This is a genomic window from Methylobacterium sp. AC315, from assembly GCF_979253755.1.
Window position 1 is genome coordinate 125,644 of the sequence record NZ_CEEDEA010000012.1, and the last position, 22,390, is coordinate 148,033.

The window sequence follows — 22,390 nt, forward strand, 5'->3', positions numbered from 1 at the left end:
TGGCTGCAAGTGTCGCAGCACTATGGTGCTTGTGGGTGCGGGCGCTTGCACTCCTACAACTTCCGGGTACGATCACGGCGATCCTGCCCCGTCCTGGCGGCTTCGGACTGGAGGTGGCAGTTGAGGGGGGATCCAGGCTACGAGGACATCAAGCTGCCGCTGGCCTCGGGCTCGCGCAGGATCCACGGTTCGGTGGCGCGCGATCTGGGCATCGCGATCCTGGCCGGCCGGTACGCACCCGGGGACGTGCTGCCCGGCGAGATCGAGTTCTCGGAGCAGCTGAAGGTCTCACGCACCGCCTATCGCGAGGCGATTCGCATCCTGAGCGCCAAGGGGCTGGTGGAGAGCCGGCCGCGCACCGGTACCCGCGTGACCCAGCGCAGCCGCTGGAACCTCCTCGACCCGGACATCCTTGCCTGGGCGTTCGAGGCCGAGCCGAGCGAAACGTTCATCCGGGACCTGTTCGAGCTGCGCATGATCGTCGAGCCGGCGGCGGCGGCCCTGGCAGCCGAGCGGCGTTCAGCCCTCGACATCTCCCGGATGGGGCACGCCCTGGAGGAGATGGGACGCTATGGCCTCGCCACCGAGCTCGGGCGGGCCGCCGACCAGGCGTTCCACAACACGATCTTGGAGGCGGCCCGCAACGGACCGTTGATGGCTCTGTCGAGTTCGATAGCCGCTGCAGTAACTTGGACGACGATCTTCAAGCAGCGTCGCAGCGCCCTGCCCCGGGACCCCATGCCGGATCACCGGATCCTGTACGAGGCGATCGTGGCCGGCGACGTCGAGGCGGCGCGGGCGGCGATGACCGAACTGGTCCGCCTCGCCCTGACCGACACCGAGCTGTCCCTGACGGCGTGAACCCCGCGGCCGCCGTCGCGGCGGCCGCGGGGTTCCGTGTCAGTGGTTGTCGCGCGGCAGGCCGCTGGTCTGGGCGATGCGCTGGAAGTGCTCGGCCCCCTCCAGGATCGCGCCGGTGTGCATCTGCCCCACGGCGGCCCGCTGCATTGCCTGCCACGGGGTCTGGGATGCCGGATACGCGTATCCCCCGGCCTCCTCCAGGGCCTTGCGCCGCCTCTCGATCTCGTCGGCGTCGAGCAGCATGTCGGCGGTGCCGCGCTTCAGGTCGATCCGCACCCGGTCGCCGGTGCGCAGCAGGGCGAGCCCGCCGCCGACCGCCGCCTCGGGCGAGGCGTTGAGGATCGAGGGCGAAGCCGAGGTGCCGGATTGGCGCCCGTCGCCGAGGCAGGGCAGCGCGTGCACCCCCGAGCGGATCAGGTAGGCGGGCGGGCGCATGTTCACCACCTCGGCGGCGCCCGGATAGCCGACCGGGCCGGCGCCCCGCATGATGAGGATGCTGTTGTCGTCGATCGCCAGAGCCGGGTCGTCGATGCGGTGGTGGTAATCCTCCGGTCCGTCGAACACGACGGCGCGGCCCTCGAAGGCCTCCGGATCGTCGGGGTTCGAGAGGTAGCGGTCCCGGAACTCCTCGCCGATCACGCTGGTCTTCATGATCGCCGCGTCGAACAGGTTGCCGCGCAGCACCAGGAAGCCGGCGGCCTCCTTCAGCGGCCGGTCGATCGGGCGGATCACGTCCTCGTCCTCGATCACCGCGCCGCGGCAATTGTCGCCGATGGTGCGCCCGTTCACCGTCAGGGCATCCTCATGGAGCAGCCCGCGCTGCATCAGCTGCGCGGCCACCGCCGGGAGACCGCCCGCACGGTAGTAGTCCTCGCCGAGATACTCGCCGGCCGGTTGCAGGTTGACCAGGAGCGGCACCTCGAGGCCGTGGGTCTGCCAGTCGGCGATGTCGAGCTCGACGCCGGCGTGGCGGGCGAGCGCGGCCAGGTGGATCGGGGCGTTGGTCGAGCCGCCGATCGCCGAATTGAGCACGATCGCGTTGAGGAAGGCCTCCCGGGTCAGGATGTCGGTCGGCTTGAGGTCCTCGGCGACCATCTCGACCACGCGCTTGCCCGTGAGGTAGGCGACCTCCTGCCGGTCCCGGTAGGGCGCCGGGATCGCCGCGGAGCCCGGCAGCATCATGCCGAGCGCCTCCGCGAGCGCGTTCATCGTCGTCGCCGTGCCCATGGTGTTGCAGTAGCCCGTGGAGGGCGCGGACGAGGTCACCAGCTTGATGAAGCCGTCGTGGTCGATCTCGCCCGCCGCCAGCATCTGGCGCGCGCGCCACACGATCGTGCCCGAGCCGGTGCGCTGGCCCTTGTACCATCCGTTGAGCATCGGGCCCACCGACAGGGCGATGGCCGGGATGTTCACGGTGGCGGCCGCCATCAGGCAGGCCGGCGTGGTCTTGTCGCAGCCCGTGGTCAGCACGACCCCGTCGAGGGGGTAGCCGTACAAGAGCTCGACCAGCCCGAGATAGGCGAGGTTGCGGTCGAGGCCGGCGGTGGGCCGCTTGCCGGTCTCCTGGATCGGATGGACCGGGAATTCGAGCGCGATGCCGCCGGCCTCGCGGATGCCCTCACGCACGCGCTCCGCCAGCACGAGGTGGTGCCGGTTGCACGGCGACAGGTCGGAGCCGGTCTGGGCGATGCCGATGATCGGCTTGCCCGAGCGCAACTCGTCGAGGCTCAGGCCGAAGTTCAGGTAGCGCTCCAGGTAGAGCGCGGTCATGTCGATGTTGTCGGGGTTGTCGAACCACGCGCGCGAGCGCAGGGGCCGTGTGTTCGGGCGATCGGTCATTTCTTATGGGTCCGGTGTGCGGAACTGGTTGAGAAGCGATAGGTGATCACGTTCCGGTAGGTCGAACCCGGATCGAGGCGGGCCGAGCCGAAGGCCGGTTGGTTCGGGGTGTCGGGAAAGAGTTCGGGCTCGAGCGCCAGGGCGTCCGACTGCCGGTAGGCCAGGCCGGACTTGCCCACCGCGGTCGCGTCGAGGAAGTTGCCCGCGTAGAATTGGACGCCCGGCTGGTTGCTGGCGACGTCCAGAACCCGGCCGGATTCGGGGTCCTCGACCCGGGCCACGAGGTGCGGCTCGGTCGTGGGGGCGTCGGTCACGACCCAGTTGTGGTCGTAGCCGCGCCCACGGACGATCTGGATGTCGCGTCCGTCGCGGATGCGATCGCCGATCACCGTCGGCGTGCGGAAGTCGAACGGCGTACCCGCCACCGGGACATGCGCGCCCGTGGGGATCAGCGTCGCGTCCACGGGCGTGTAGCGCTCGGCCGGGATCGTCAGGACGTTGCCCAGGATCGAGCGGCCGGACCCCTCCCCGGCGAGGTTGAAGAAGCTGTGGTTGGTCAGGTTGACGATCGTCGGCTTGTCGGTGGTGGCTTGGTAGGTCACGGACAGCGTGTCGGTGTCGTCGAGCGCGTAGGTTGCGGTGACGGTGAGCGTACCGGGATAGCCTTCCTCGCCGTCCGGACTGACGTAGCGCAGGCTGACCGACGGCGCTGCCCCGCCCTTGACCTCGGTGATGGTCCAGAGCTGCTTGTCGAACCCGGCCGTGCCGCCGTGGAGGGCGTTGGGCCCGTTATTGGTCGCCAGCGCGTAGGTCCGGCCGTCGAGGGTGAAGCGGCCTCCGCGGATCCGGTTGGCGTAGCGCCCGACGCTCGCTCCGAAATAGTTGGGCTTGGCCAGGTAGCCGGCGAGATCGTTGTAGCCGAGGACGATGTCGGCGGACTTTCCGGCGCGGTCCGGGACTTCGAGGGTCCGCAGCAGGGCCCCCCACGAGATCACGCGGGCGGTGACGCCCCTGCCGTTGGTCAGTGTCACCTCTTCGACCGTCCGGCCGTCCGGCAGGGTGCCGAACACTGTCCGGACCGGCTCGGCAGCCTGGGCCGCCACAGGGAGCGCCGCGCAAGCGCCCAGCGCCACAGCCCCGACTCCACGCATGTGATCTCCCCGCAAGATGCCCGCCTCCCGCTTGCCGATCGTACGCCGGCGCTCCACGCGTGCCGCGGTTGACGTCTTAAACTCCGCTATATACTCATACAAATGAATTTCACAACATGGGGCCACGGCAAAGCGGCTCCCGGGAGAGGAAACGTTTGATGGCAGGACCGATCGCGAGCATCGGAGCGCCCGCGGCGGGAACGGCGTCGGCCGACCGCGGCAGCTACCGCCCGGCCCTCTCGCTGCTCGCGAGCCTCTTCTTCATGTGGGGCTTCATTACGGTCATCAACAACACCCTGCTACCTCATCTCAGGAGCGTCTTCGACCTCGATTACACGCAGACCACGCTGATCGAGTCGGTGTGGTTCATCGCGTATTTCGTGGCCTCGATCCCGGCCGCGAAGCTGATCGCGCGCATCGGCTACCAGCGTGCCCTGGTGGTGGGCCTTTGCATCATGGCGCTGGGCACGCTGGGCATGGTCCTGGCCTCCCATCAGGTCTCGTATGCGATCACGCTCACCGCCCTGTTCGTCATCGCGAGCGGCATCACCCTGCTCCAGGTCGCGGCCAACCCCTACGTGGCGGTGGTCGGGCCGCCGGAGGCCGCCCCGGCGCGCCTCAACCTCGTCCAGGCCTTCAACTCGCTCGGCACGACCCTGGCGCCGCTCTTCGGCGGTTACCTGATCCTCGGACGCTCGGCCTCGGGCAACCTCGCCGCCGGCACCACCCTGACCGCGGCCGAGCGGCTGGCCGACGCACAGTCGGTGCAACTCCCCTACCTGATCGTGGCGGCGATCCTCGTCGTGCTCGCCATGGTGATCGCGCGCTTTCCGCTGCCCGCCATGGGCGGCGGCGCAGGCGACTCCGCGAAGCGGGCCGCCAAGGCCGAACGCGCCGGCCTCTCGCTCTGGCGCCACCGCAACCTCGTGTTCGGCGTGCCGGCGATCTTCATCTACCTGATCGCCGAGATCGGGGTGTCGAACCTGTTCATCAACTTCGTCTCGCAGCCCGAGATCGGCGACCTCACGCACACGCAGGCCTCGCATTACCTCTTCCTGCTCTGGGGTGGGATGATGATCGGCCGCTTCCTCGGCAGCTACCTGATGCAGGTGCGGTCCGCCGAGACCATCCTGGCCGGAGCCGCCCTGGCGGCCTTCACCGTGATGCTGGTGGCGACCTTTGCGACGGGGTCGCTGGCGATGTGGGCGCTGATCTCCGTGGGGCTGTTCCACGCGGTCATGTTCCCGACGATCTTCACCCTCGGCATCCGCGGCCTCGGCCCGCTGACCGAGGAGGGGGCGGGCCTGCTGATCATGGCGATCGCCGGGGGCTCCCTGGTGGTGGTGCAGGGCTGGGCCGCCGACCGGTTCGGCCTGCAGCACTCCTTCCTCATCACGGCCGCCTGCGAGCTCTACGTCCTGTTCTTCGCGCTTTGGGGCAGCCGGCCGGGCCTGGGCGCCTCCGACCGCGCCTGAGATATCGGTCACCACCGACGGTGCAGCGTAACGCGGTGGGCTGCGGTCCTCCGCCGGACTCGAGAAGGCGATCCCATGGAGGCACAGGTCCGCATCGTCACCCGCCCCGAGCGCGACCGGCTCGGCGAAGGACCCGTCTGGGTGCCGGAGCGGGGGCGGCTGTTCTGGGTGGACATCGAGGCGCCGGCCCTGCGCTGGCTCGACCTCGCCAGCGACGAGACGGGCACGCGCCCGTTTCCCGAGCCGATCGGCTGGATCATCCCCCGCGCCGGTCGGCGCGACTTCGTGATCGGCCTGAAGAGCGGATTTGCGCTGTTCGACCTGGAGGCCGACCACGTCACGCCGATCGGCAATCCGGAGCCGGACTGTCCGGACAACCGCCTGAACGACGCCAAGGTCGACTCGGCCGGCCGGATCTGGGCCGGGAGCATGCACCAGCCTGAGACCGCGGTCTCGGGCGCCCTGCACCGGCTCGACCCGGACCTGACCTGGCGTCGGATGGACGGTGCCTACGGCGTCGCCAACGGCCCGACCTTCAGCCGTGACGGCCGGATCCTCTATCACAGCGACAGCGCAGCCCGGACCGTCTTCGCCTTCGACCTCTCCGCCGACGGGACCTTGACGGGGAAGCGGGAATTCCTGCGCTTCCCCGAGGCCTGGGGCTGGCCCGACGGGATGACCACGGATGCGGACGGCTGCATCTGGATCGCCCACTGGGGGGCCGGCCGGATCAGCCGGCTGGATCCGGAGGGGTGCCTCCTGCGGGCCATCGCGCTTCCGGCCACGAACATCACGAGTTGCGCCTTCGCGGGACCCGGGCTCGACCGGCTGTTCGTCACGTCGGCGTCGCGGGGCGTCGAGCACGAGCCGTCCGCAGGCGCGCTGTTCGAACTCGATGTTGGCGTAACCGGCCTGCCGCCCTGGGCGTTCGGGGGCTGACCGCCCGATCCCTCGGCCGGGCGAAAGCGATCGACGGGTCGCTAAATCGTGTGGCTCCTTCCCCCGGATGGGGGATGCGGCGCCGGGGTGGCGCGTCTACGGTCCGGCATTCTCCGAGACGAGACCACCTCCAAACCCGCCCGGCCCGTGCCGCGGCGGGTTCTTTGATTGCGGCAGCCTCACGCACGGATCGGTAGGCGGCCGACCACCGAGCCCGACGCATCCCGTACGACGAGGGTCCAGGACGCGCCGGACGCGCCCGTGCCGATGGATCCCGCCATCTCTCCGATCACGCTGCGCGCCTCGTCCAGGGCCTCCTCCAGGCTCTCGGCCTCGACGCCCACCTCGTCCCGGATCCGCTCCCGGTCGTTCTCGACATCGAAGTAGAAGCGCTCGGGCACCGACATCCCCCTGCTCAAACCCTGTGGCGGACGCCAGGACTATCTCGACGTCGTTTAATGGGCCACCGTGACCAACGCCGGCTGCGATAAACCTTAATCTGTCTAAAACGTGAATTGGACCGGTTTACCACAATGCGTCCGGTATTTGAGCGCATCGATCTACTATAGAGCTGAGAGACAGCCCGCCCACCCACACCGGTGGCTCGAAGCGGCGGGGCTTCTGACCTTGGGGCTTAGCCATGTCGACCGCCGATGAGCCGCCTGCCATGAAGGGAACGGGCGACGGCTCAAACAGGAAAGAGAGGGTGCGGGTGCATATCCGAAGCGTTCTCTCAAAGATCAGTGCTTCATCAATACCCAAGGATTAGACGCGCTGATGGCGGCTTGACCATACGCCCTTGGGTGATGGGTGCAGCGACGGCCTCCGCGCACGACCGCCTTTTTACGTAGCAACGCCCTTCGAAATGGCGGGTTTCTGAAACCTCCAGCCCCGTAGCGCCGTAACCGACCCATGGCGGAAAACACCCCCCTTCGCGCCCATATCCGCGCGGTACTGCTCAGGCTGGTGCGGACGTTGACGGATCGGACCGGTCCGCGCGGACCGACGCCGACCTAGAGCGCACGCCGCCGACGTGGATACCGGTTCGGCGCAAGCGAGCGCGTCGCATAGGCTCACCGTCCGCGCGCGATCGTCGCGACGGCATCGCCGCTCCGGGGCGTTAACCCTTCGTCAACCATGCGCCGACAGAGTTCCGGACGGAGGGCTCAGCCATGGTTCGACGCCGGGATTTCGATGCACTGAGCGAGGCGCAGATCGCCGCGCGGCGCACGCAGAAGCGCTGGGTCGAGCCCAAGGCGCAGTTCCGTCCCGCTGCCCCGCAGGCGGTGACCGATTTGCTCGACACGATCCAGCACGTGGCCGAGGCGGCCACCGGCGAGCGCAGCTTCCTGCACCTGCGCCCCGTGGCCGGCGGCGGCCGCAGCCGCGAGCATTAACGCCGCGCACCTCTCAAGTCCGGGCCGGCCGATGGGCTGGCGAGCGCCAGCCGGTTCTGCAACAAGGCCGAGATGAGCCGGCGTACAGCCTTCGATCTCATCCCTACCGGTGCGCCGTCCGTGTCCGGCCGATGCCGCGCGGTCCGCGCGCCGTGAGCGGTGCCTTGAGCGCGGACGAGGCGGACGTTCTCCGGCGCCGCACCCGTGACCTCGAGGACGAAGTCACCCGCCTGCGCACCGCCCTCGCCGCGAGCCGGGCGGAGACCCGGGCCGAGGTGCCGCAGCATGAAGAGGCGCCGCGGGACGAGACCGCCTTCGATCGCGCGTACTGGCACAGGTCAGCCCATGTCGACGCGTTCCTGCCCGATCCCGATCCCGATCCCGATCCCGAGCGGATCGACGATGCCGAGTTCCGCCGGCTCGCCGACCACCTGCCGATCCTGTGCTGGCTCGCCCGCGGCGACGGCCATCTCTACTGGTACAACAGGCGCTGGCTCGATTACTGCGGCACCACGCAGGCGGCCATGGCCGGCTGGGGCTGGCAGAGCGTCCACGACCCGGAGGCGCTGCCCCGGGTGACGGCGGTCTGGGCCGCCTCGATCGCCACCGGCGAGCCGTTCGAGATGGTGTTTCCCCTGCGCGGGGCCGACGGCGTGTTCCGGTCGTTCCTGACGCGGATCGTGCCGCTGCGGGACGCCACCGGCCGGGTGGTGCGCTGGTTCGGCGTCAACGCCGAGATCGGTGCCCAGGTCCGGGCCGAGGCGGCGCTCCGCACCTCCGAGACGCGCCTGCGCCGGGCCCAGGAGGCCGGCGGCGTCGGGGTGTTCTCCATCGACCTCGACCGGAACGTCATCCACGCCACGCCGCACTTCTTCCGCCTGTACGGCCTGGCCGAGCAGGAGACGTTGCCGATCGACGCGGTCGTCCGTCTCGTCATCCCGGAGGATGCCGGACGCGTCGCGCAATGGGCGGACCGGGGCGCCGGCCTGACCGATGCCGACGTGGCCTATCGGATCCGTCGGGCGGATGACGGCGCGGAACGCTGGATCGCCCGCCGCGGCGCGCTCGAGCGCGACCCCGATGGGCGCCCGATCCGGTTCGTCGGGGCGGTGCGCGACATCACCGACCACAAGTCCGCCGAGCAGCGGGCGGAGGCCAACCAGCGCGAGCTGCGCCTCATCACCGACGCGTTGCCGGTGCTCATCGCCTTCATCGACTGGGGCTACGTCTACCGCTTCGCCAATGCGGCGTATCAGGACTGGTTCTTCCGCCCGGCCGCGGAGATCGTGGGGCGGGACGTGCGGGTGCTGCTCGGGCCGACCGCCTTCGAGCTGCGGCGCGCCTATGTCGAGCGCGCCCGCGCCGGCGAGGCCGTCCGGTTCGAGATCGCCTGGCCCCACCAGGACGGGCGCCACCGTGACGCCGAGATCCGCTACCTGCCCCGGCGCGGCGCCGACGGTGCGGTCGACGGCTTCCACGTGTTCGTGCAGGACATCACCGACCGCAAGCGGGTCGAGGCCACCCTCCTCTCCGAGGTCACCCAGCGGACCCGCGAACGCGACCGGTTGTGGGAGACCACCAACGACCTGATGGGCACGGCGGGCCTCGACGGCTTCCTCAAGACCGTCAATCCGGCCTGGACGCACATGCTCGGCTGGAGCGAGGCGGAACTGCTCGGCCGGCCGTTCCTGGACGTCGTCGATCCGGGCGACCACGCCGAGACCGCCGAGGTGGTGGGCCGCCTGTCGGCCGGCGAGACGGTGGCGGGCTTCGTCGACCGCGTCCTGACCCGCGCGGGCGAGCGCCGGGTGGTGATGTGGACGGCGGTGCCCGATCCGGGAACCGGGCTGTTCTACATCGTCGGGCGGGACCTCACCGAGCAGCGCCGGGTCGAGGAGCAGTTGCTCCAGGCGCAGAAGATGGAGGCGATCGGCCAGCTCACCGGCGGCATCGCCCACGACTTCAACAACCTGCTGACCGGCATCGTCGGCTCCCTCGACCTGATGCAGACCCGCATCCAGCAGGGCCGCACCGACGCGATCGAGCGCTACGCCCGCGCGGCCTTGTCGTCGGCCAACCGCGCCGCGGCGCTGACCCACCGCCTCCTCGCCTTCGCCCGGCGCCAGCCGCTGGAGCCGCGGCCGACCGCCGCCAACCCGCTGGTCACCGGCATGGAGGACCTGCTGCGGCGGACCCTGGGCGAGCGGATCCACCTCGAACTCGTCACCGCCGGTGGCCTGTGGCTGACCCTCTGCGACCCGCACCAGCTCGAGAACGCGCTGCTCAACCTCGCCATCAACGCCCGGGACGCGATGCCCGAGGGCGGCCGCCTCGTGATCGAGACCGCCAACGCCCATCTCGACCACGCCTACACCCGCCGGCACGCCGGCGTGAACGCGGGCGCGTATGTCTGCCTCAGCGTCAGCGATACCGGGACCGGCATGAGCCCAGAGGTCGCCGCCCGAGCCTTCGACCCGTTCTTCACCACCAAGCCCCTCGGCCAGGGCACCGGCCTCGGCCTCTCGATGATCTACGGCTTCGCCAAGCAGTCCGAGGGACATGTCCGGATCTACTCGGAGCCGGGTTGCGGCACGACGGTCAAGCTCTATCTCCCGCGTCACCACGGCGCCGCGCCGCCCGAGGAGGCGGAGTCCGGTCTCATCGAGGTGCACCGGGCCGAGCGCGGCGACACGGTGCTCGTGGTGGAGGACGACCCGGTGGTGCGCGACCTGATCGCCGAGGTTCTTGGCGACCTCGGCTACACCGCACTCCAGGCCGCGGACGCCGAGGCGGGCCTCGCGCTGCTGCGCGCGCCGGGGCGGATCGACCTGCTGATCAGCGACGTCGGATTGCCCGGTGGCCTCAATGGCCGCCAGATGGTCGACGCCATCCGACCGGACCGGCCGGACCTGAAGGTGCTGTTCATCACCGGCTACGCCGAGAACGCGACCTTCGGCAACGGCCACCTCGAACCCGGCATGCGGATGATGACCAAGCCGTTCCCGGTCGAGGCCCTGGCCGCCCGGGTGCGCGCGATGATCGCGGGTCTCGACTGACCGCCCATGTCGCTCACCACCCGCATCCTGCTGCTGGTGCTGCTGGCGCTCACGCCGGCGCTGGCGATCCAGGGCTACAACGAGGTTGCCCTGCGCACGAGCCGCGACGCGGCGGTGCGTGCCGACGCGCTCGCCACCGTCCGGGGCGCCGCGGAGGATTTCTCCCAGCTGTCGGAGCGGATGCGCCAGGCGCTCGACCTCATCTCCGGGGATCCATCCGTGCGGGCGCGCGACCCCGCCGCCTGCGCGGCCTACCTGAAGCGCTCCGCCGCCCGGCTCCCGCACGTGATCCTGATCGCGCTCACGGATCCCGCCGGCGTGGTGATCTGCGACAGCGCCGGCTCGGCACCGGGATCCTACTCGACCGGCGCACGCGCCTATCATCACCGCGCCCTGGAAGCCGGCGGATTCGCGGTCGGCGGCTACGCGCTGGGGACCGTCTCGAACCGGCCCTCGATCCACTTCGCCCGGGTCGTGGCCGGGGGGGACGCGACCGACGGCTCCGCGACGGGCGTCCTTCTGGCCGCCGTCGATCTCGACTGGCTGTCCGACCATCTGGAGCAGACCCTGCACCAGGCCGAGACGGCCATCACGGTGACGGACCGCGACGGCCTGATCATCGCGCGGCGCCCGGACGGGGCGGACTGGATCGGCAGGCTGATCCCGCAGGAGCGCGTCGTGATGCGGACGGCCCGGGACGGCGAGGTGCGCATCGCCGAGGGCCTTGACGGCCGCACGCGGGTCATCGCCACGGCCATGCCGGAGGGGCCGCTCTCCGGGGTGCGCCTCGTGGCCGGGCGCGACAGCGCGGCGGCGTTCGCGGATATCGATGCCGCCAGCCGCCGTGGGCTGGTGCTGATCGTCCTGGGCGCGGTCCTGGCGCTGGCGGCGGCGCTCCTGGCCGGACGGATGTTTATCCGCCACCCGATCGATCGCCTGCTCCGGGTCGCGGCCGCCTGGCAGGACGGCGACCTCTCCGCCCGCACGGGCCTGCGCGGCCTGGCGGAGTTCGGCCGCCTCGGGCGCAAGCTCGACGCCATGGCGTCCGCGCTCCAGAGCAACACCGACGCGCTGCACGCCGAGATCCGCCACGGCCGCGCCCTGCAGGAACAGCAGGTGACGATGCTGCACGAGCTGAACCACCGGGTGAAGAACACCCTGGCCACGGTGCAGGCCCTGGCCCGCCAGTCCCGCGGCGCCGAGGGCGTCCTCGAGGCGCGGATCCTGGCGCTGTCGAAGACCCACGACCTCCTGACCCGCGAAGATTGGAGCGGCGCCTCCCTGCGTGAGGTGCTGGAGAGCGAGCTGAACCCCTACCGCACCGGCGCCGATCAGATCGGCCTCGACGGGCCCGACGTCGCGCTCTCACCCCGGCACGTGCTGGCCCTGGGGATGACGATCCATGAGCTGACCACCAACGCCGCCAAGTATGGCGCCCTCGCGGTGCCGGGGGGACGGGTGCGGGTCTCGTGGTCGCTGGCCGCGCCGGAGGGCGGGATACGGCGCCTGCGCCTCGACTGGCAGGAGAGCGGCGGCCCGCCGGTGCAGCCGCCGGCCCGGGCCGGCTTCGGGACCCGCCTGATCTCCGGCGGTGTCCGGCGCGAGCTCGACGGCATGGTCGACCTCGCCTTCGAGGCCGGGGGCCTGCGCTGCCATCTGGATGTGCCGATCGAGTCGGGGCCGAGCACGATCCTGGTGCCGACGCGGTAGGGCGCCCCCTCCTGCCGCAGGCGGCGGGTACCTAGGATTACCCCCGGGGCCGCGCCAACTCCCGGGCATCCTGCTTGACCTGCCGCCACGTCCGCCACGGCTCCAGGTTCGACAGCGCCATCCGGCGCAGGCCGAGCCAGCCGAGCGCGAACGCCGCGACCAGGAACGGCGCCGCCACGATCAGCGCCGCCGGCGCCTCGGAGCCGAACGGCACGGCGAGCAGCTTCACGAGTCCGTCGAGCCCGAGAAAGAACGTGACGATCAGCAGCACGGGAATCGTGCCGACGATCGCGACCAGCGAGACGATGGCCCGGACGTTGCCGTCGATCTCGGTCCGCGCCAGGCTCAGGAGCGATTCCAGATGCGTCGCGCTCTCGCGCAGGGCCGCGACCAGCAGGGCCAGGGTGCCGTCGGCTCGTTGACGCATGGTTCGGGTCTATCCTCTCGATCCATCAGGGCCTGGGCCAACGGAGCCGCCCGCGCAAGCGTTCCGGCCCGCCGCTCACAGCATCAGCAGCACGGCGCCGAGGATGAGGAACGTCGCGAGGGCCGCCAACGCGACGGCCCGGGTGGCGTCGCGGCTGTCGTCGGGATCCAGGCCCGGCGCGGCGGCGGATCGAATCGGCCGGGGCTCCGCCGCCGCGGCCGGAGCCCCGGTCCCGCCGGCCGGCAGGACCGGCGGCGGCGTCCCGGGCTGCTGCTCCGGGAGGATGACCGATCCCGGGATCGCCCGATCCAGGGGCGGTCCGAAGGCCTCCGGCTCGACGCTCACCCCCGCGGCGTCGAGCTCCAGCATCACCAGCACCAGGGCGTCGACATCCATGCGGTCGACCGGGAGGACGGCCTGCAGGTCGATTGCCGTGAGTGCGCCCCGCGCCCGGCCGAGGGCGATCAGCCGGTCCAGCGTTCCGCGATCGATCGTCTGCGTCATCGCCTGCTCCGGCCTCCGCCCGACCCGCAGGGCCGGTGCTCTCCCGACGAGAACCCGCGAGGCCCCCCGCGGTTACCGCGCGGTCACGGGCCGAGCGCGGGGGCGGCCGTCAGGGCGTCGCCGGAACCCCGGATCGCAGACCGGTGCGTACCGGGCCGGTGTCGGAGCATCGGCTTCTCGACCAAGTACCAGCTCAGGAACCCCAGGGGGGCCGCCGCCGCGAGGGTCAGGATCGCGGCCGTCCAGGGTGGCAGATCCGGCCGATGGGCGACCAGCAGGTTCTGCACAGGCCAGGCATAGAGATAGAGCCCGTACGAGGCATCGACGCGCGCGGTGGCGCGGCTGAGGGCGTTGGGGCGCACCGCCAGGGCGAACCAGAAGATCAGGTAGCCGCCGAGAATCGCGAAGGCCGGCTCGGCGAGCGGCGGGCTGAACATCAGCGGCAGGAGCAGCGACGCGGCGGCGGCTGCGCCCCGGCCGGTATAGGCGATCCGGTCGCCGAACAGCTGGAAGGCGCCGCCGCAGCAGAACACGAAGCTCAGGCGGATCATCTCCGACAGAACGCCGAGCCCATGCCCGGGCTGGCCGATCGGCAGGACGAGCCAGCGCAGGGCCAGCACTCCCCCCAGGCCGGCGAGCAGGACGAGGTAGCGCCGCCGCCGCCGCCGCCGCAGGGCGCGCGCGCCGCCGACCAGACCGAGCAGCAGGTAGCAGCCGAACTCGCACGGAATCGTCCAGAGCGATCCGTTGAGGATCGGATAGGGCAGCGCCTCGAACGCGCCCGGAACCACCGGCATCAGCAGCAGGGACAGGCGCAGCACGGTCTCGGCGGGCGAGATCGCGGCCAGGTCACCGCCGCTCAGGGGCGCGACGACGGCGATGCAGACGAGGGACGCCACCACGAAGCCCGGATAGATCCGCAGCGCCCGCCGCTTCAGGTAGTCGGAGAACGAACGCTTGGCGCGGTAGCTCGCGGTAATCAGGTAGCCGCTCACCAGGAAGAATCCGTCCACCGCGACCTCGCCCAGCGACAGCGTGCCGAACACCTGCGTGAGCCATTCGCGCGACCGATTGCCATCCGCCAGCTCCGGCGCGTGCGAGAGCACGACCAGGATCGCGAACAGCACGCGCAGCGTGCCGAAATTGTTCGCCGCTCGGTCTTCCCCGCCGACCCGCTGCGACACCCGCCTCGCCCCATAATTCCCTAGCGACCACCAAGGACCGGGAAACCGCACGCGAAGACAAGACCGCCAGGGCAACACCCTGCAGCCATCGCGCCGCCGACGGCCGGAACCGGTTCGGTATCCGGTCCCAGTCCGGACACGGACGCAGGCAAAGGCAGCCTCACCCAGACCGTTGCACTGGCGCCGCGGTTGGGTTAGGAAATCGACGCGGCTAGCACCCGTAGCTCAGCTGGATAGAGCGTTGCCCTCCGAAGGCAAAGGTCACACGTTCGAATCGTGTCGGGTGCGCCAATTTTCCAATATAAATCAATGACTTGGCTGAGGGATGGTCAGCCCCTCAGGACCTTTTGGCGTCCGGTGTGCCAAGGGTGTGACAAAGTGATCGTGCCGACGCGGGGCACCGGGGGGGCGTTTTAGCCCCGACTCGCTTGCGAAACTTGACACCTGCAATCGGCCAGCGGCTTCGCGCAGCCTGGAATACCGCTTGGCTAAGCGTAGCTGTTCGAGCGGCGATCGAAATTCGCCCTCTACGTTTTCGGAGCCACCGCTGAAAAAACGCCACTCCACGACGCGATCGGGGCATGGGGCCGGAGGTGGCGGCCGACACGCGTGGTGCGGGGCGTGCGGTTTCTTGAAGCTGGCCGTCGCCTCTAAGAACCACGGCCAGTCGTAACGTACGCTCAAATCTGGTTCGCGAGCAGATTGCTCCAGAGATCGTCAGCGGCCCGATTGCGCCTCTCACGCGACCGGAACAAGCGGATCTCGATCGCGATGTCGAAGTCGTCCGATCCGGCACGGATCAAGCGCCCCCGCGACAATTCATCCTCCGCCAGCGTGCGCGGCAACCACGCGACGCCTTGTCCCTGTCGGGCCATCGTCATCAGAGTCGCGGCCAGATGTGAGGTGATCACCGTCTCCATGTCGGCGGTCTGGCGTCTCCCGGCTGGGTGGGCCGCCAGGATGCGCCCGAGGCCCGACGCTTGACTGTAGGCGAGGTGGCGGATCGGCTTGGTGTCCCGTCCCGGCATCGGCCACAGGGGAGATCCATCCGCGCCGGGCGCGCAGAGGGGGATCAGCACATCCCGGCCCACTTGGAGACTCGGGTAGCGATCGGGATCTAAGCGCATCGGCGCGTCGGCGTGGTAGTGGCACAGCAGAAAGTGCGCCTCGCCGCTGAGCATGATTTGTTCGCAGGCTTGCAGGCTGTCGGAGCTTAAGCTCAGCCCGCCGAGCGCTTCGAACGACATGTGACGGCGTATCCAGCCGGGAAAGAACGTGAACGAGATCGCGTGGGTGGCTGCGATCGACAGATCTGTCGTCTCCTGATCGCCCGCTGCGCGCGCCCCACGTCGCGCCTGCTCCAGGTCGCGCGCGAGGTCCGCCGCGAGGGGCTGGAAATAAGAACCTGCCGGTGTGAGTGCCGCGCCTTGGCCCCCGCGCAGGAATAAAGGCGTACCGACCCAGTCCTCCAGCGCCCGAATTCGGCGGCTGAAAGCCGGTTGCGTAACGTTCCTGGCCTCCGCCGCGCGCGAGAAATTCTTCTGCTCGGCTAGGGCCAGGAAGTCCTTGAGCCAGTCGAGGTCCATGCCAATGCCGTTCACGCATAGCGTGATCCGAACATGGCATTGGCCGACTCGCGGTGTCCAGCCGTATGCCGCCTCCAAGCTCCCGAACGAGGAGCCGACCGCTCTGTGGTCCAGCGCGTGAATATCGGGAGGATTATTGCGATGAAAGAATGGCTCAGCCGCCTTTACATTCAGGTCTTCATCGCAATTATTCTGGGCGGTCTGATCGGTTTCTTCCTCCCCGATGTCGGTGTCACCCTGCAACCGCTCGCGGACGGCTTCATCAAGCTGATCAAGATGCTGCTTGCGCCGGTCATTTTCGGCACGATCGTCGTTGGCATCGCCAAGATGGGCAATCTCAAGGAGGTTGGCCGGATCGGCGTGCGAGCACTGATCTACTTCGAGGTCGTCTCGACGTTGGCTCTCGTGATCGGCCTCATCGTCGTCAACGTCATGCAGCCCGGCGTCGGCATGAACATCGACGCCTCGCAGCTGAACGGTAGTTCGATCGCGGGGTACGCCAAGGCGGCCGAGGCTCAGCCCGGCCTCGTCGGCTTTCTGATGGACATCATCCCGACCACGATGGTGGACGCCTTCGCGAAGGGCGCCATGCTCCAGATCATCCTACTCTCGGTGCTGTTCGGCCTTGCTTTCATCCAGGCCGGTGAGCGCGGCAAGGCGGCGGTCGCCGTCATCGACAGCGTCCTCGACGGACTGTTCCGTATCGTCGCGATGGTCATGCGTCTTTCCCCAATCGGTGCTGGTGCGGGCGTCGCCTTCACCATCAGCAAATACGGTCTCGGCACGGTATGGTCGCTCGCCTACCTGATGTTGGCTGTGTACGTCACCTCGGCCATGTTCATCGCCGTGGTGATCGGCTCCGTCTGTCACTGGACCGGCTTTTCGCTGGTTAAGGTACTTGGCTACTTCAAGGACGAGATCCTTATAACCTTCGGGACTTGCTCGACCGAGGCCGTCATGCCCCGGATGATGGCCAAGCTGGAGCGCCTAGGCTGCGAGAAGTCCGTCGTCGGGCTGGTGCTGCCCACTGGTTACACCTTCAACGCGGACGGCACTTGCATCTATCTGACCATGGCGGCGATCTTCGTCGCCCAGGCCACCAACACACCCCTCGGCATCGGCGACCAACTCGTGGTCCTCGGGGTGCTGCTCCTGACCTCGAAGGGGTCGGCGGGTGTGGCTGGTGCGGGCTTCGTGACACTCGCGGCGACGCTATCGAGCATTCACACCGTCCCTGTCGCCGGTCTCGTCCTTCTGCTTGGCGTCGATCGCTTCATGAATGAGGCGCGAGCGGTCACCAACCTGATCGGCAACGCCGTGGCGACGATCGCCGTGGCGAAGTGGGAGGGCGCCTTCGATCTCACCAAAGCCGAGATCGCCTACTGCAACCGGGCAGCCGTCACCGCCGGAGACGTCATCCCCGAGACGGAAGCCGAGCGCGCTGTGCCCGCTCCCAGGGGCGCCGTAGGCGCGCACTGACGCCGACCATCGGCACCGTTACGGGCGAACCACCCCCTACCCTCTCCAACCCGCTCAACACAGGAGAACGACCATGCACATCGTTGACGTTTGCGAAATCACCAAGCCGATCTCATCCCCCATCCGCAACGCCTACATCGACTTCACGAAGATGACCGCCAGCCTCGTTGCGGTGGTCACCGATGTGGAGCGTGATGGCCGCCGGGTCGTGGGCTACGGCTTCAACTCCAACGGCCGCTATGGTCAGGGCGGCCTGATCCGCGAGCGGTTCAAGGGCCGCCTCTTGGAGGCCGACCCCAAGAGCGTTCTGAATGAGGCGGGCGACAACCTCTGCCCTCACAAGCTCTGGGCGGCGATGATGACCAACGAGAAGCCCGGCGGTCATGGGGAGCGCTCGGTGGCTATCGGCACCCTCGACATGGCGATCTGGGATGCCACGGCCAAGATCGCGGGCAAGCCGCTGTTCCGGATGCTCGCCGAGCAGAAGGGCGTCGAGGCGAATCCCCGCGTCTTCGTCTACGCGGCGGGTGGGTACTACTACCCCGGCAAGGACTACAGCGCCCTGCGCAAGGAGATGCGCGGGTATCTCGACCGCGGCTACAGCGTGGTCAAGATGAAGATCGGCGGTGCGCCGATTGAGGAGGATCAGCGCCGAATCGAAGAAGTTCTCAAGGAGATCGGCTCGCAAGCGCAGCTTGCGGTGGACGCGAACGGCCGCTTCGACCTGGAGACCGGTATCGCCTACGCGAAGATGCTGCGGCAGTATCCGCTGTTCTGGTACGAGGAGATCGGAGACCCGCTCGATTATGCGCTCCAGGCCGCCATCTCCGAGTTCTATCCCGGACCGATGGCGACCGGCGAGAACCTGTTCTCGCACCAAGACGCACGCAACCTCCTGCGCTACGGCGGCATGCGGCCGGACCGGGACTACCTCCAGTTCGACTGCGCCTTGTCCTACGGCTTGGTCGAGTACCTGCGCACCTTGGAAGTTCTTGCGCAGTTCGGCTGGTCGCCCTCGCGCTGCATCCCGCACGGTGGGCACCAGATGTCGCTCAACATCGCCGCCGGGCTGGGGCTCGGCGGCAACGAGAGTTACCCAGACCTGTTCCAGCCCTACGGCGGGTTCCCGGACGGTGTGAAGGTCGAGAACGGGCACATCGTCATGCCGGAGCTTCCAGGCATCGGTTTTGAGGGGAAATCGGATCTGATCAAGGTGATGCGCGAACTGGCTGAGTGAGCGATGTAAGGCCGGGTTGGATCAAGCGACCTCGCCCGGCCCTTCGATGCGCCTTGTTGGGCGGCCATCTTTGCAATGAAGCGCCCGCACCATGAGCGCCACGGCTCAGTGCCTCGACCCGGTAGGTTGAGAGACCTCCGCCTCGAACGCGAGCGCCCGATCGAACAGCGGGGCCGTGCGGTACTCGCGCACATAGCGCCACGCGAAGGATCCCGGCTCACCGACCCTGCGCGTCTCCAGCAGGCCGAACCATGTCAACGGCCGCAGAATCCGGCCCTCGAAAGCGAAGGCGAGGAAGTCGGGTGCCGTCTCTTCCGCTGCCGCATCAAGCACGGTGCAGACCGGCAGCAGATCCCCGACGCTGCTCCACTCACGTGCCGCCGCCGACAGACACCAGAGCACGAGGCCAACGTGATCCTGCGGCCAGCCATTGATCGGCACGCGGTCCAGCGAGCCGAGGTCGAGCCGCCAGAACACCAGCGCGAACAACCGCCGGAAGAGTTCGACGCTCCGGTCCTCCAACGCGAGATCCTGCCCGACCTTGGTGGCGAGCAGTTTGCGCTCACGGCGGCGGAAGATTTTGGCCGCCTGTGCGATCAGGCGGGTGGTCTCGATCGGCATCACGTCGGCCTCGTTGAGGACCTTGTTGACGGCCAGCACCTCAGTCTTGTCGTAGTCTGGCCAGACGAGATTATCGAACAGGGCGCGTGTGTCGGCGCGCGATAGGGCATGTTTGGCAGTCAGCGTCAGGCCGCTGTTCGCTTGGGCTTGGGCTTGGGCGATCATGAGGCGCAGCGTCGCCAGCAACGGCATCTCGGCCGCGCTGATCGCGTCGAGATTCGGCCCCAACCGAATTGCAGGAGGTGGGCCGCCGTCAGGCCGCGCGAGCAGTCCCGCAACACCGGACCGCGTGAGAAGCGACCACGCGGGCAGAGGCTCGATTTTCATCATCGGCCAGCTTCTGTCACCGCGCCCCACCACAGACAAGATTCCGTCAACCACAAGTCGATATTGCGGGCGAAGACGCATGCCGGTCGGCCGTCGTCTCACGACAGGGCTCAGCCCTTAATCGTTTTTGCAATCAGGGTTTGTGAAGCGTGCCAACGGTCGCGTAGCGAACCCGCATCAGGATTATCGCCCGTGAACTTCACTGTCATCGCCCGCACACAGTCGAGCGAGACTATCTTCCACCACACCTCACTCCTGAATGCGATCTCTCAGGGCATGAGCCTGAGCGCATCAGGCAAGGCCGATGTGCGGATCGCAGATGGGGACGGCCTTTCGAGGACACCTGCGGAACTGTTCCGGCGCATGTTCGGCGGAAGCAGCGTCGAGAGAGCTTGCGACCCTGCGACCTCGTCTATTGCTGAACCTATCGCCGCGTAGAACGTCTCCCGTTCGGCAGGGCGCCTAATCATGGACAACTATGACAACACACCGACTGTCGTCGTTGTCCTCGTGCCGATCCGAGGCGGCCTTCTGATGATCCGCCGCGGTGTTGCAGACGGGCATGGCGAACTCGCGTTGCCCGGCGGCTATCAGATGCGCGGAGAGACATGGCAGGAGGCAGGCGCGCGTGAGGTCTTCGAGGAAACCGGCGTGCGCATCGAGACCGATCGCCTGAGGCTGCTTACAGTCGTGACGACACCAGATCGACGGCAGAATCTCCTGTTTGGGCAAGCGCGGCCCGTCGAACATGAAGGCTCGTTCGCCCACGATGGCGAAGTGCTGGAAGTGGTCGTAATTCACGAGCCAGTGCGCACCGCCTTTCCTCTGCACGACGAGATGGTCGAACGCTTTTTCCAGCGTTAGCAGGCGGCGACAGCCGAAGATTTGAGCGGCTGACCCATAGCGCAGTTTCCCACTCACAGTTGTCCCATCACTGGTTTCTGAAGCTGTTCTGCAACGCCTGCTGCGCCAGAAGCGAGACCGCCATACGCCCTCCCCAACTTCCGCCAAATCGTTCGCCATGCTTGGCACGAAGCTGCGCCAAAACGGCTGCCCGGACGCGTTCGTGATTTAGTTCGACGTGGCGCCGCCAGAGCGCTTGCTCGACGGCCCGATGGTACTCAGCGCGAACATCTAACAGCGGCAAGCGTGCTTCACGACGTAGAACCTGCCGTCGTAGAAGATCCGAGAAGATCGCCCCGCGGTCGATCTTCGGCAGAGTGTTCTGCATGCCGCCGAACGCCTTTACCCTAACGGCCGATGTTCCCACTGAAGCGAATTAAATCTGAAACTCGTTCAGAGCAAGTACGTTGCCTGACAGCCGCAACAAGCGATCTACGCAATAGACCGCAGCGTCTCACCAAGGGGTATGTTCTCGATTTTAGTCCGATATCATGTTATCCATAGGCAATGCTGCTATCCCAAGAAGCTGATCTGACGACTCGGGATAGAAGGCCACCGGCCAGACCCTACACCGGCTGGGCGCTTGCTCGAGTTATGGATCTCGATCGGTTTAATCCGCGCCTACTGGCGGCAAGTTTCTGCTTCGGAGCACAGCGGCGGCAGGCGATGTTTCTCGTCTTGGCGCTCGTCGAGATCCTCGGCATCGATGAGATCGCCAGCCACCTGCGCTCCTCGGCGATCACGCCGAAATTTGGAGCCGCGACTTCCGCGACGGTCATCGGTCAAACGATCCTCTCTGTCCGCCGACCTCGTGATCTGGTCAGGACGATACTTGCCGGTCCACCGGTTGGTCTGCTCGGAACCCTTCGGCGATTTGGGCCTGATCCGATCGGAGAGCCTCGTGTCTACTACGACTGTGCTCGCATGTACCTCTCGAAGGATCCGGCCGACCGGCAGCGTGTAAAGGTCTTAGGCCAGATCGCCGGTAACCTTGTTGGTGCACAGATCCAGGTCGTCGATGCCCTTGACCCTGTTCTCCTTCACCCGGCACTGGTCGGGTGCCTCTACGAAGTTCGCCAAGTTGCAGAGATTCAGGATGCGCTCTCGTACATCAGGGCGAGATGTTCCGGTGCCACCGACGATGCAATTCGGGCAAGCCTGTGTCGGCTTAAGCCGGGCGGTCATCGCGGTGATCTGATCCGGTACTGGGCCGCGCGCTTCGACATCCCCCCAGTCGAACTTGATCTCCATGACGACCCGACGCTGATCGCCCTCGACAGTGCCGCAGCGCTTGCTGACGCAGGACGGCGTTACAGAAATTGCTTGGCCACGAGGATCAACGAGGTCTTCCTCGGCTCCGCTGCCTACGTGGAGTTCAAGCCCGGACGGCGTGGTACTCCCGGCCTGATCGCCGAACTCCGCCACACCGACCAAGGCTTCTTGCTGGAGAAGATCTACGCGGCTGGTAACCGGCGCGTACACCCCGAACGGGCTCAGATCGTCCGGAGGAAGCTCTCCGCCTGCGGGATAGCCCTACTGGCGCATGCTCCCAGAGAACACGAGCCGGTCGTTGCGGCAGCGCGGCTGCTCAACGAGCACACCCTCGTCGAGCCAGACAATGACGCGGGCTGGGGTGTCGAAATGCTGGAGGTCGCACAGGACCTGGAGCAGCTTCTTGACGAGGCGGCTTGATA

The 22,390-nt window shown here is 68.0% G+C and carries 20 protein-coding genes and 1 tRNA gene; 12 read left to right on the top strand and 9 right to left on the bottom strand.

Features of this window, described 5'->3' with window-relative positions; genetic code table 11:
- The first annotated feature begins 120 nt into the window (after nt 1-120).
- On the top strand, nt 121-861 hold the full coding sequence (locus AC0IY0_RS19630) for a FadR/GntR family transcriptional regulator (RefSeq protein ID WP_147907274.1): 741 nt from the start codon (nt 121-123) through the stop codon (nt 859-861).
- A gap of 39 nt (nt 862-900) precedes the next feature.
- Here the strand turns inward: AC0IY0_RS19630 and AC0IY0_RS19635 are convergent, their stop codons facing one another.
- Together AC0IY0_RS19635 and AC0IY0_RS19640 are read right to left on the bottom strand one after the other, a co-directional pair.
- The gene (locus AC0IY0_RS19635) at nt 901-2,700 is read right to left on the bottom strand and encodes an IlvD/Edd family dehydratase (protein ID WP_471765078.1); all 1,800 of its coding nucleotides are present in this window, start codon (nt 2,698-2,700) and stop codon (nt 901-903) included.
- Entirely contained in the window at nt 2,697-3,851 is a 1,155-nt protein-coding gene (locus AC0IY0_RS19640; protein WP_471765080.1) for an aldose epimerase family protein, read from the bottom strand. The genes AC0IY0_RS19635 and AC0IY0_RS19640 overlap by 4 nt, the downstream gene beginning before the upstream one ends.
- A 158-nt stretch (nt 3,852-4,009) precedes the next feature.
- Between AC0IY0_RS19640 and AC0IY0_RS19645 the strand changes: the two genes are divergently transcribed.
- Both AC0IY0_RS19645 and AC0IY0_RS19650 read left to right on the top strand, forming a co-directional pair.
- A complete protein-coding gene (locus tag AC0IY0_RS19645; protein ID WP_471765082.1) occupies nt 4,010-5,326 on the top strand; it encodes a sugar MFS transporter in 1,317 nt (438 codons plus the stop codon).
- 75 nt (nt 5,327-5,401) lie between these two features.
- Nucleotides 5,402-6,265, top strand: coding sequence for an SMP-30/gluconolactonase/LRE family protein (locus AC0IY0_RS19650; RefSeq protein ID WP_471765083.1), 864 nt, complete (start codon nt 5,402-5,404; stop codon nt 6,263-6,265).
- 179 nt (nt 6,266-6,444) lie between these two features.
- Here AC0IY0_RS19650 and AC0IY0_RS19655 read toward each other — a convergent pair whose 3' ends face one another.
- Nucleotides 6,445-6,672 (bottom strand): DUF6894 family protein, encoded by a 228-nt coding sequence (locus tag AC0IY0_RS19655; protein ID WP_306440292.1) that lies wholly within the window; start codon nt 6,670-6,672, stop codon nt 6,445-6,447.
- A 765-nt stretch (nt 6,673-7,437) separates the two neighbouring features.
- Between AC0IY0_RS19655 and AC0IY0_RS19660 the strand changes: the two genes are divergently transcribed.
- From AC0IY0_RS19660 to AC0IY0_RS19670, 3 genes are all read left to right on the top strand, one after another.
- Nucleotides 7,438-7,662: a hypothetical protein gene (locus tag AC0IY0_RS19660; RefSeq protein WP_147907269.1), complete on the top strand. Its 225-nt coding sequence runs from the start codon at nt 7,438-7,440 to the stop codon at nt 7,660-7,662.
- A 164-nt stretch (nt 7,663-7,826) separates the two neighbouring features.
- Nucleotides 7,827-10,718, top strand: a complete 2,892-nt coding sequence (locus AC0IY0_RS19665) for a PAS domain S-box protein (protein ID WP_471765085.1) — start codon at nt 7,827-7,829, stop codon at nt 10,716-10,718.
- 6 nt (nt 10,719-10,724) lie between these two features.
- A complete protein-coding gene (locus AC0IY0_RS19670; RefSeq protein WP_471765086.1) occupies nt 10,725-12,428 on the top strand; it encodes a sensor histidine kinase in 1,704 nt (567 codons plus the stop codon).
- A 37-nt stretch (nt 12,429-12,465) separates the two neighbouring features.
- Here the strand turns inward: AC0IY0_RS19670 and AC0IY0_RS19675 are convergent, their stop codons facing one another.
- The 3 genes from AC0IY0_RS19675 to AC0IY0_RS19685 all read right to left on the bottom strand — a co-directional run bounded on the left by AC0IY0_RS19675 (nt 12,466) and on the right by AC0IY0_RS19685 (nt 14,543).
- Nucleotides 12,466-12,855 carry a phage holin family protein gene (locus AC0IY0_RS19675; protein WP_147907266.1) on the bottom strand — a complete coding sequence of 130 codons (390 nt, stop codon included), beginning with the start codon at nt 12,853-12,855 and terminating at the stop codon, nt 12,466-12,468.
- Between the two features lie 75 nt (nt 12,856-12,930).
- Nucleotides 12,931-13,359 carry an RNA polymerase sigma factor region1.1 domain-containing protein gene (locus tag AC0IY0_RS19680; protein ID WP_147907265.1) on the bottom strand — a complete coding sequence of 143 codons (429 nt, stop codon included), beginning with the start codon at nt 13,357-13,359 and terminating at the stop codon, nt 12,931-12,933.
- Between the two features lie 83 nt (nt 13,360-13,442).
- The gene (locus tag AC0IY0_RS19685) at nt 13,443-14,543 is read right to left on the bottom strand and encodes an acyltransferase family protein (RefSeq protein WP_147907264.1); all 1,101 of its coding nucleotides are present in this window, start codon (nt 14,541-14,543) and stop codon (nt 13,443-13,445) included.
- A 214-nt stretch (nt 14,544-14,757) separates the two neighbouring features.
- On the opposite strand from AC0IY0_RS19685, the gene AC0IY0_RS19690 reads away from it, so the two are divergent.
- Nucleotides 14,758-14,834: transfer RNA gene (locus tag AC0IY0_RS19690), tRNA-Arg, on the top strand.
- A gap of 389 nt (nt 14,835-15,223) precedes the next feature.
- Here AC0IY0_RS19690 and AC0IY0_RS19695 read toward each other — a convergent pair.
- Nucleotides 15,224-16,144, bottom strand: coding sequence for a LysR family transcriptional regulator (locus AC0IY0_RS19695; RefSeq protein WP_471765088.1), 921 nt, complete (start codon nt 16,142-16,144; stop codon nt 15,224-15,226).
- A gap of 126 nt (nt 16,145-16,270) precedes the next feature.
- Here AC0IY0_RS19695 and dctA point away from each other — a divergent pair, with 126 nt between their 5' ends.
- Nucleotides 16,271-17,608, top strand: a complete 1,338-nt coding sequence (dctA, locus tag AC0IY0_RS19700; protein ID WP_471765090.1) for a C4-dicarboxylate transporter DctA — start codon at nt 16,271-16,273, stop codon at nt 17,606-17,608.
- Between the two features lie 73 nt (nt 17,609-17,681).
- Nucleotides 17,682-18,845 (top strand): mandelate racemase/muconate lactonizing enzyme family protein, encoded by a 1,164-nt coding sequence (locus AC0IY0_RS19705; protein WP_471765092.1) that lies wholly within the window; start codon nt 17,682-17,684, stop codon nt 18,843-18,845.
- Nucleotides 18,846-18,950: 105 nt separating this feature from the next.
- Here AC0IY0_RS19705 and AC0IY0_RS19710 read toward each other — a convergent pair whose 3' ends face one another.
- Nucleotides 18,951-19,796: a hypothetical protein gene (locus tag AC0IY0_RS19710; protein ID WP_447671816.1), complete on the bottom strand. Its 846-nt coding sequence runs from the start codon at nt 19,794-19,796 to the stop codon at nt 18,951-18,953.
- Between the two features lie 189 nt (nt 19,797-19,985).
- Here AC0IY0_RS19710 and AC0IY0_RS19715 point away from each other — a divergent pair, with 189 nt between their 5' ends.
- The gene (locus AC0IY0_RS19715; RefSeq protein WP_419829806.1) at nt 19,986-20,231 is read left to right on the top strand and encodes a hypothetical protein; all 246 of its coding nucleotides are present in this window, start codon (nt 19,986-19,988) and stop codon (nt 20,229-20,231) included.
- A 30-nt stretch (nt 20,232-20,261) separates the two neighbouring features.
- Nucleotides 20,262-20,657: an NUDIX domain-containing protein gene (locus tag AC0IY0_RS19720; RefSeq protein WP_419829805.1), complete on the top strand. Its 396-nt coding sequence runs from the start codon at nt 20,262-20,264 to the stop codon at nt 20,655-20,657.
- 67 nt (nt 20,658-20,724) lie between these two features.
- Here AC0IY0_RS19720 and AC0IY0_RS19725 read toward each other — a convergent pair whose 3' ends face one another.
- Entirely contained in the window at nt 20,725-21,024 is a 300-nt protein-coding gene (locus AC0IY0_RS19725; RefSeq protein WP_419829804.1) for a hypothetical protein, read from the bottom strand.
- Nucleotides 21,025-21,362: 338 nt separating this feature from the next.
- Here AC0IY0_RS19725 and AC0IY0_RS19730 point away from each other — a divergent pair, with 338 nt between their 5' ends.
- Nucleotides 21,363-22,388: a hypothetical protein gene (locus tag AC0IY0_RS19730; protein WP_471765095.1), complete on the top strand. Its 1,026-nt coding sequence runs from the start codon at nt 21,363-21,365 to the stop codon at nt 22,386-22,388.
- Nucleotides 22,389-22,390: the final 2 nt, after the last annotated feature.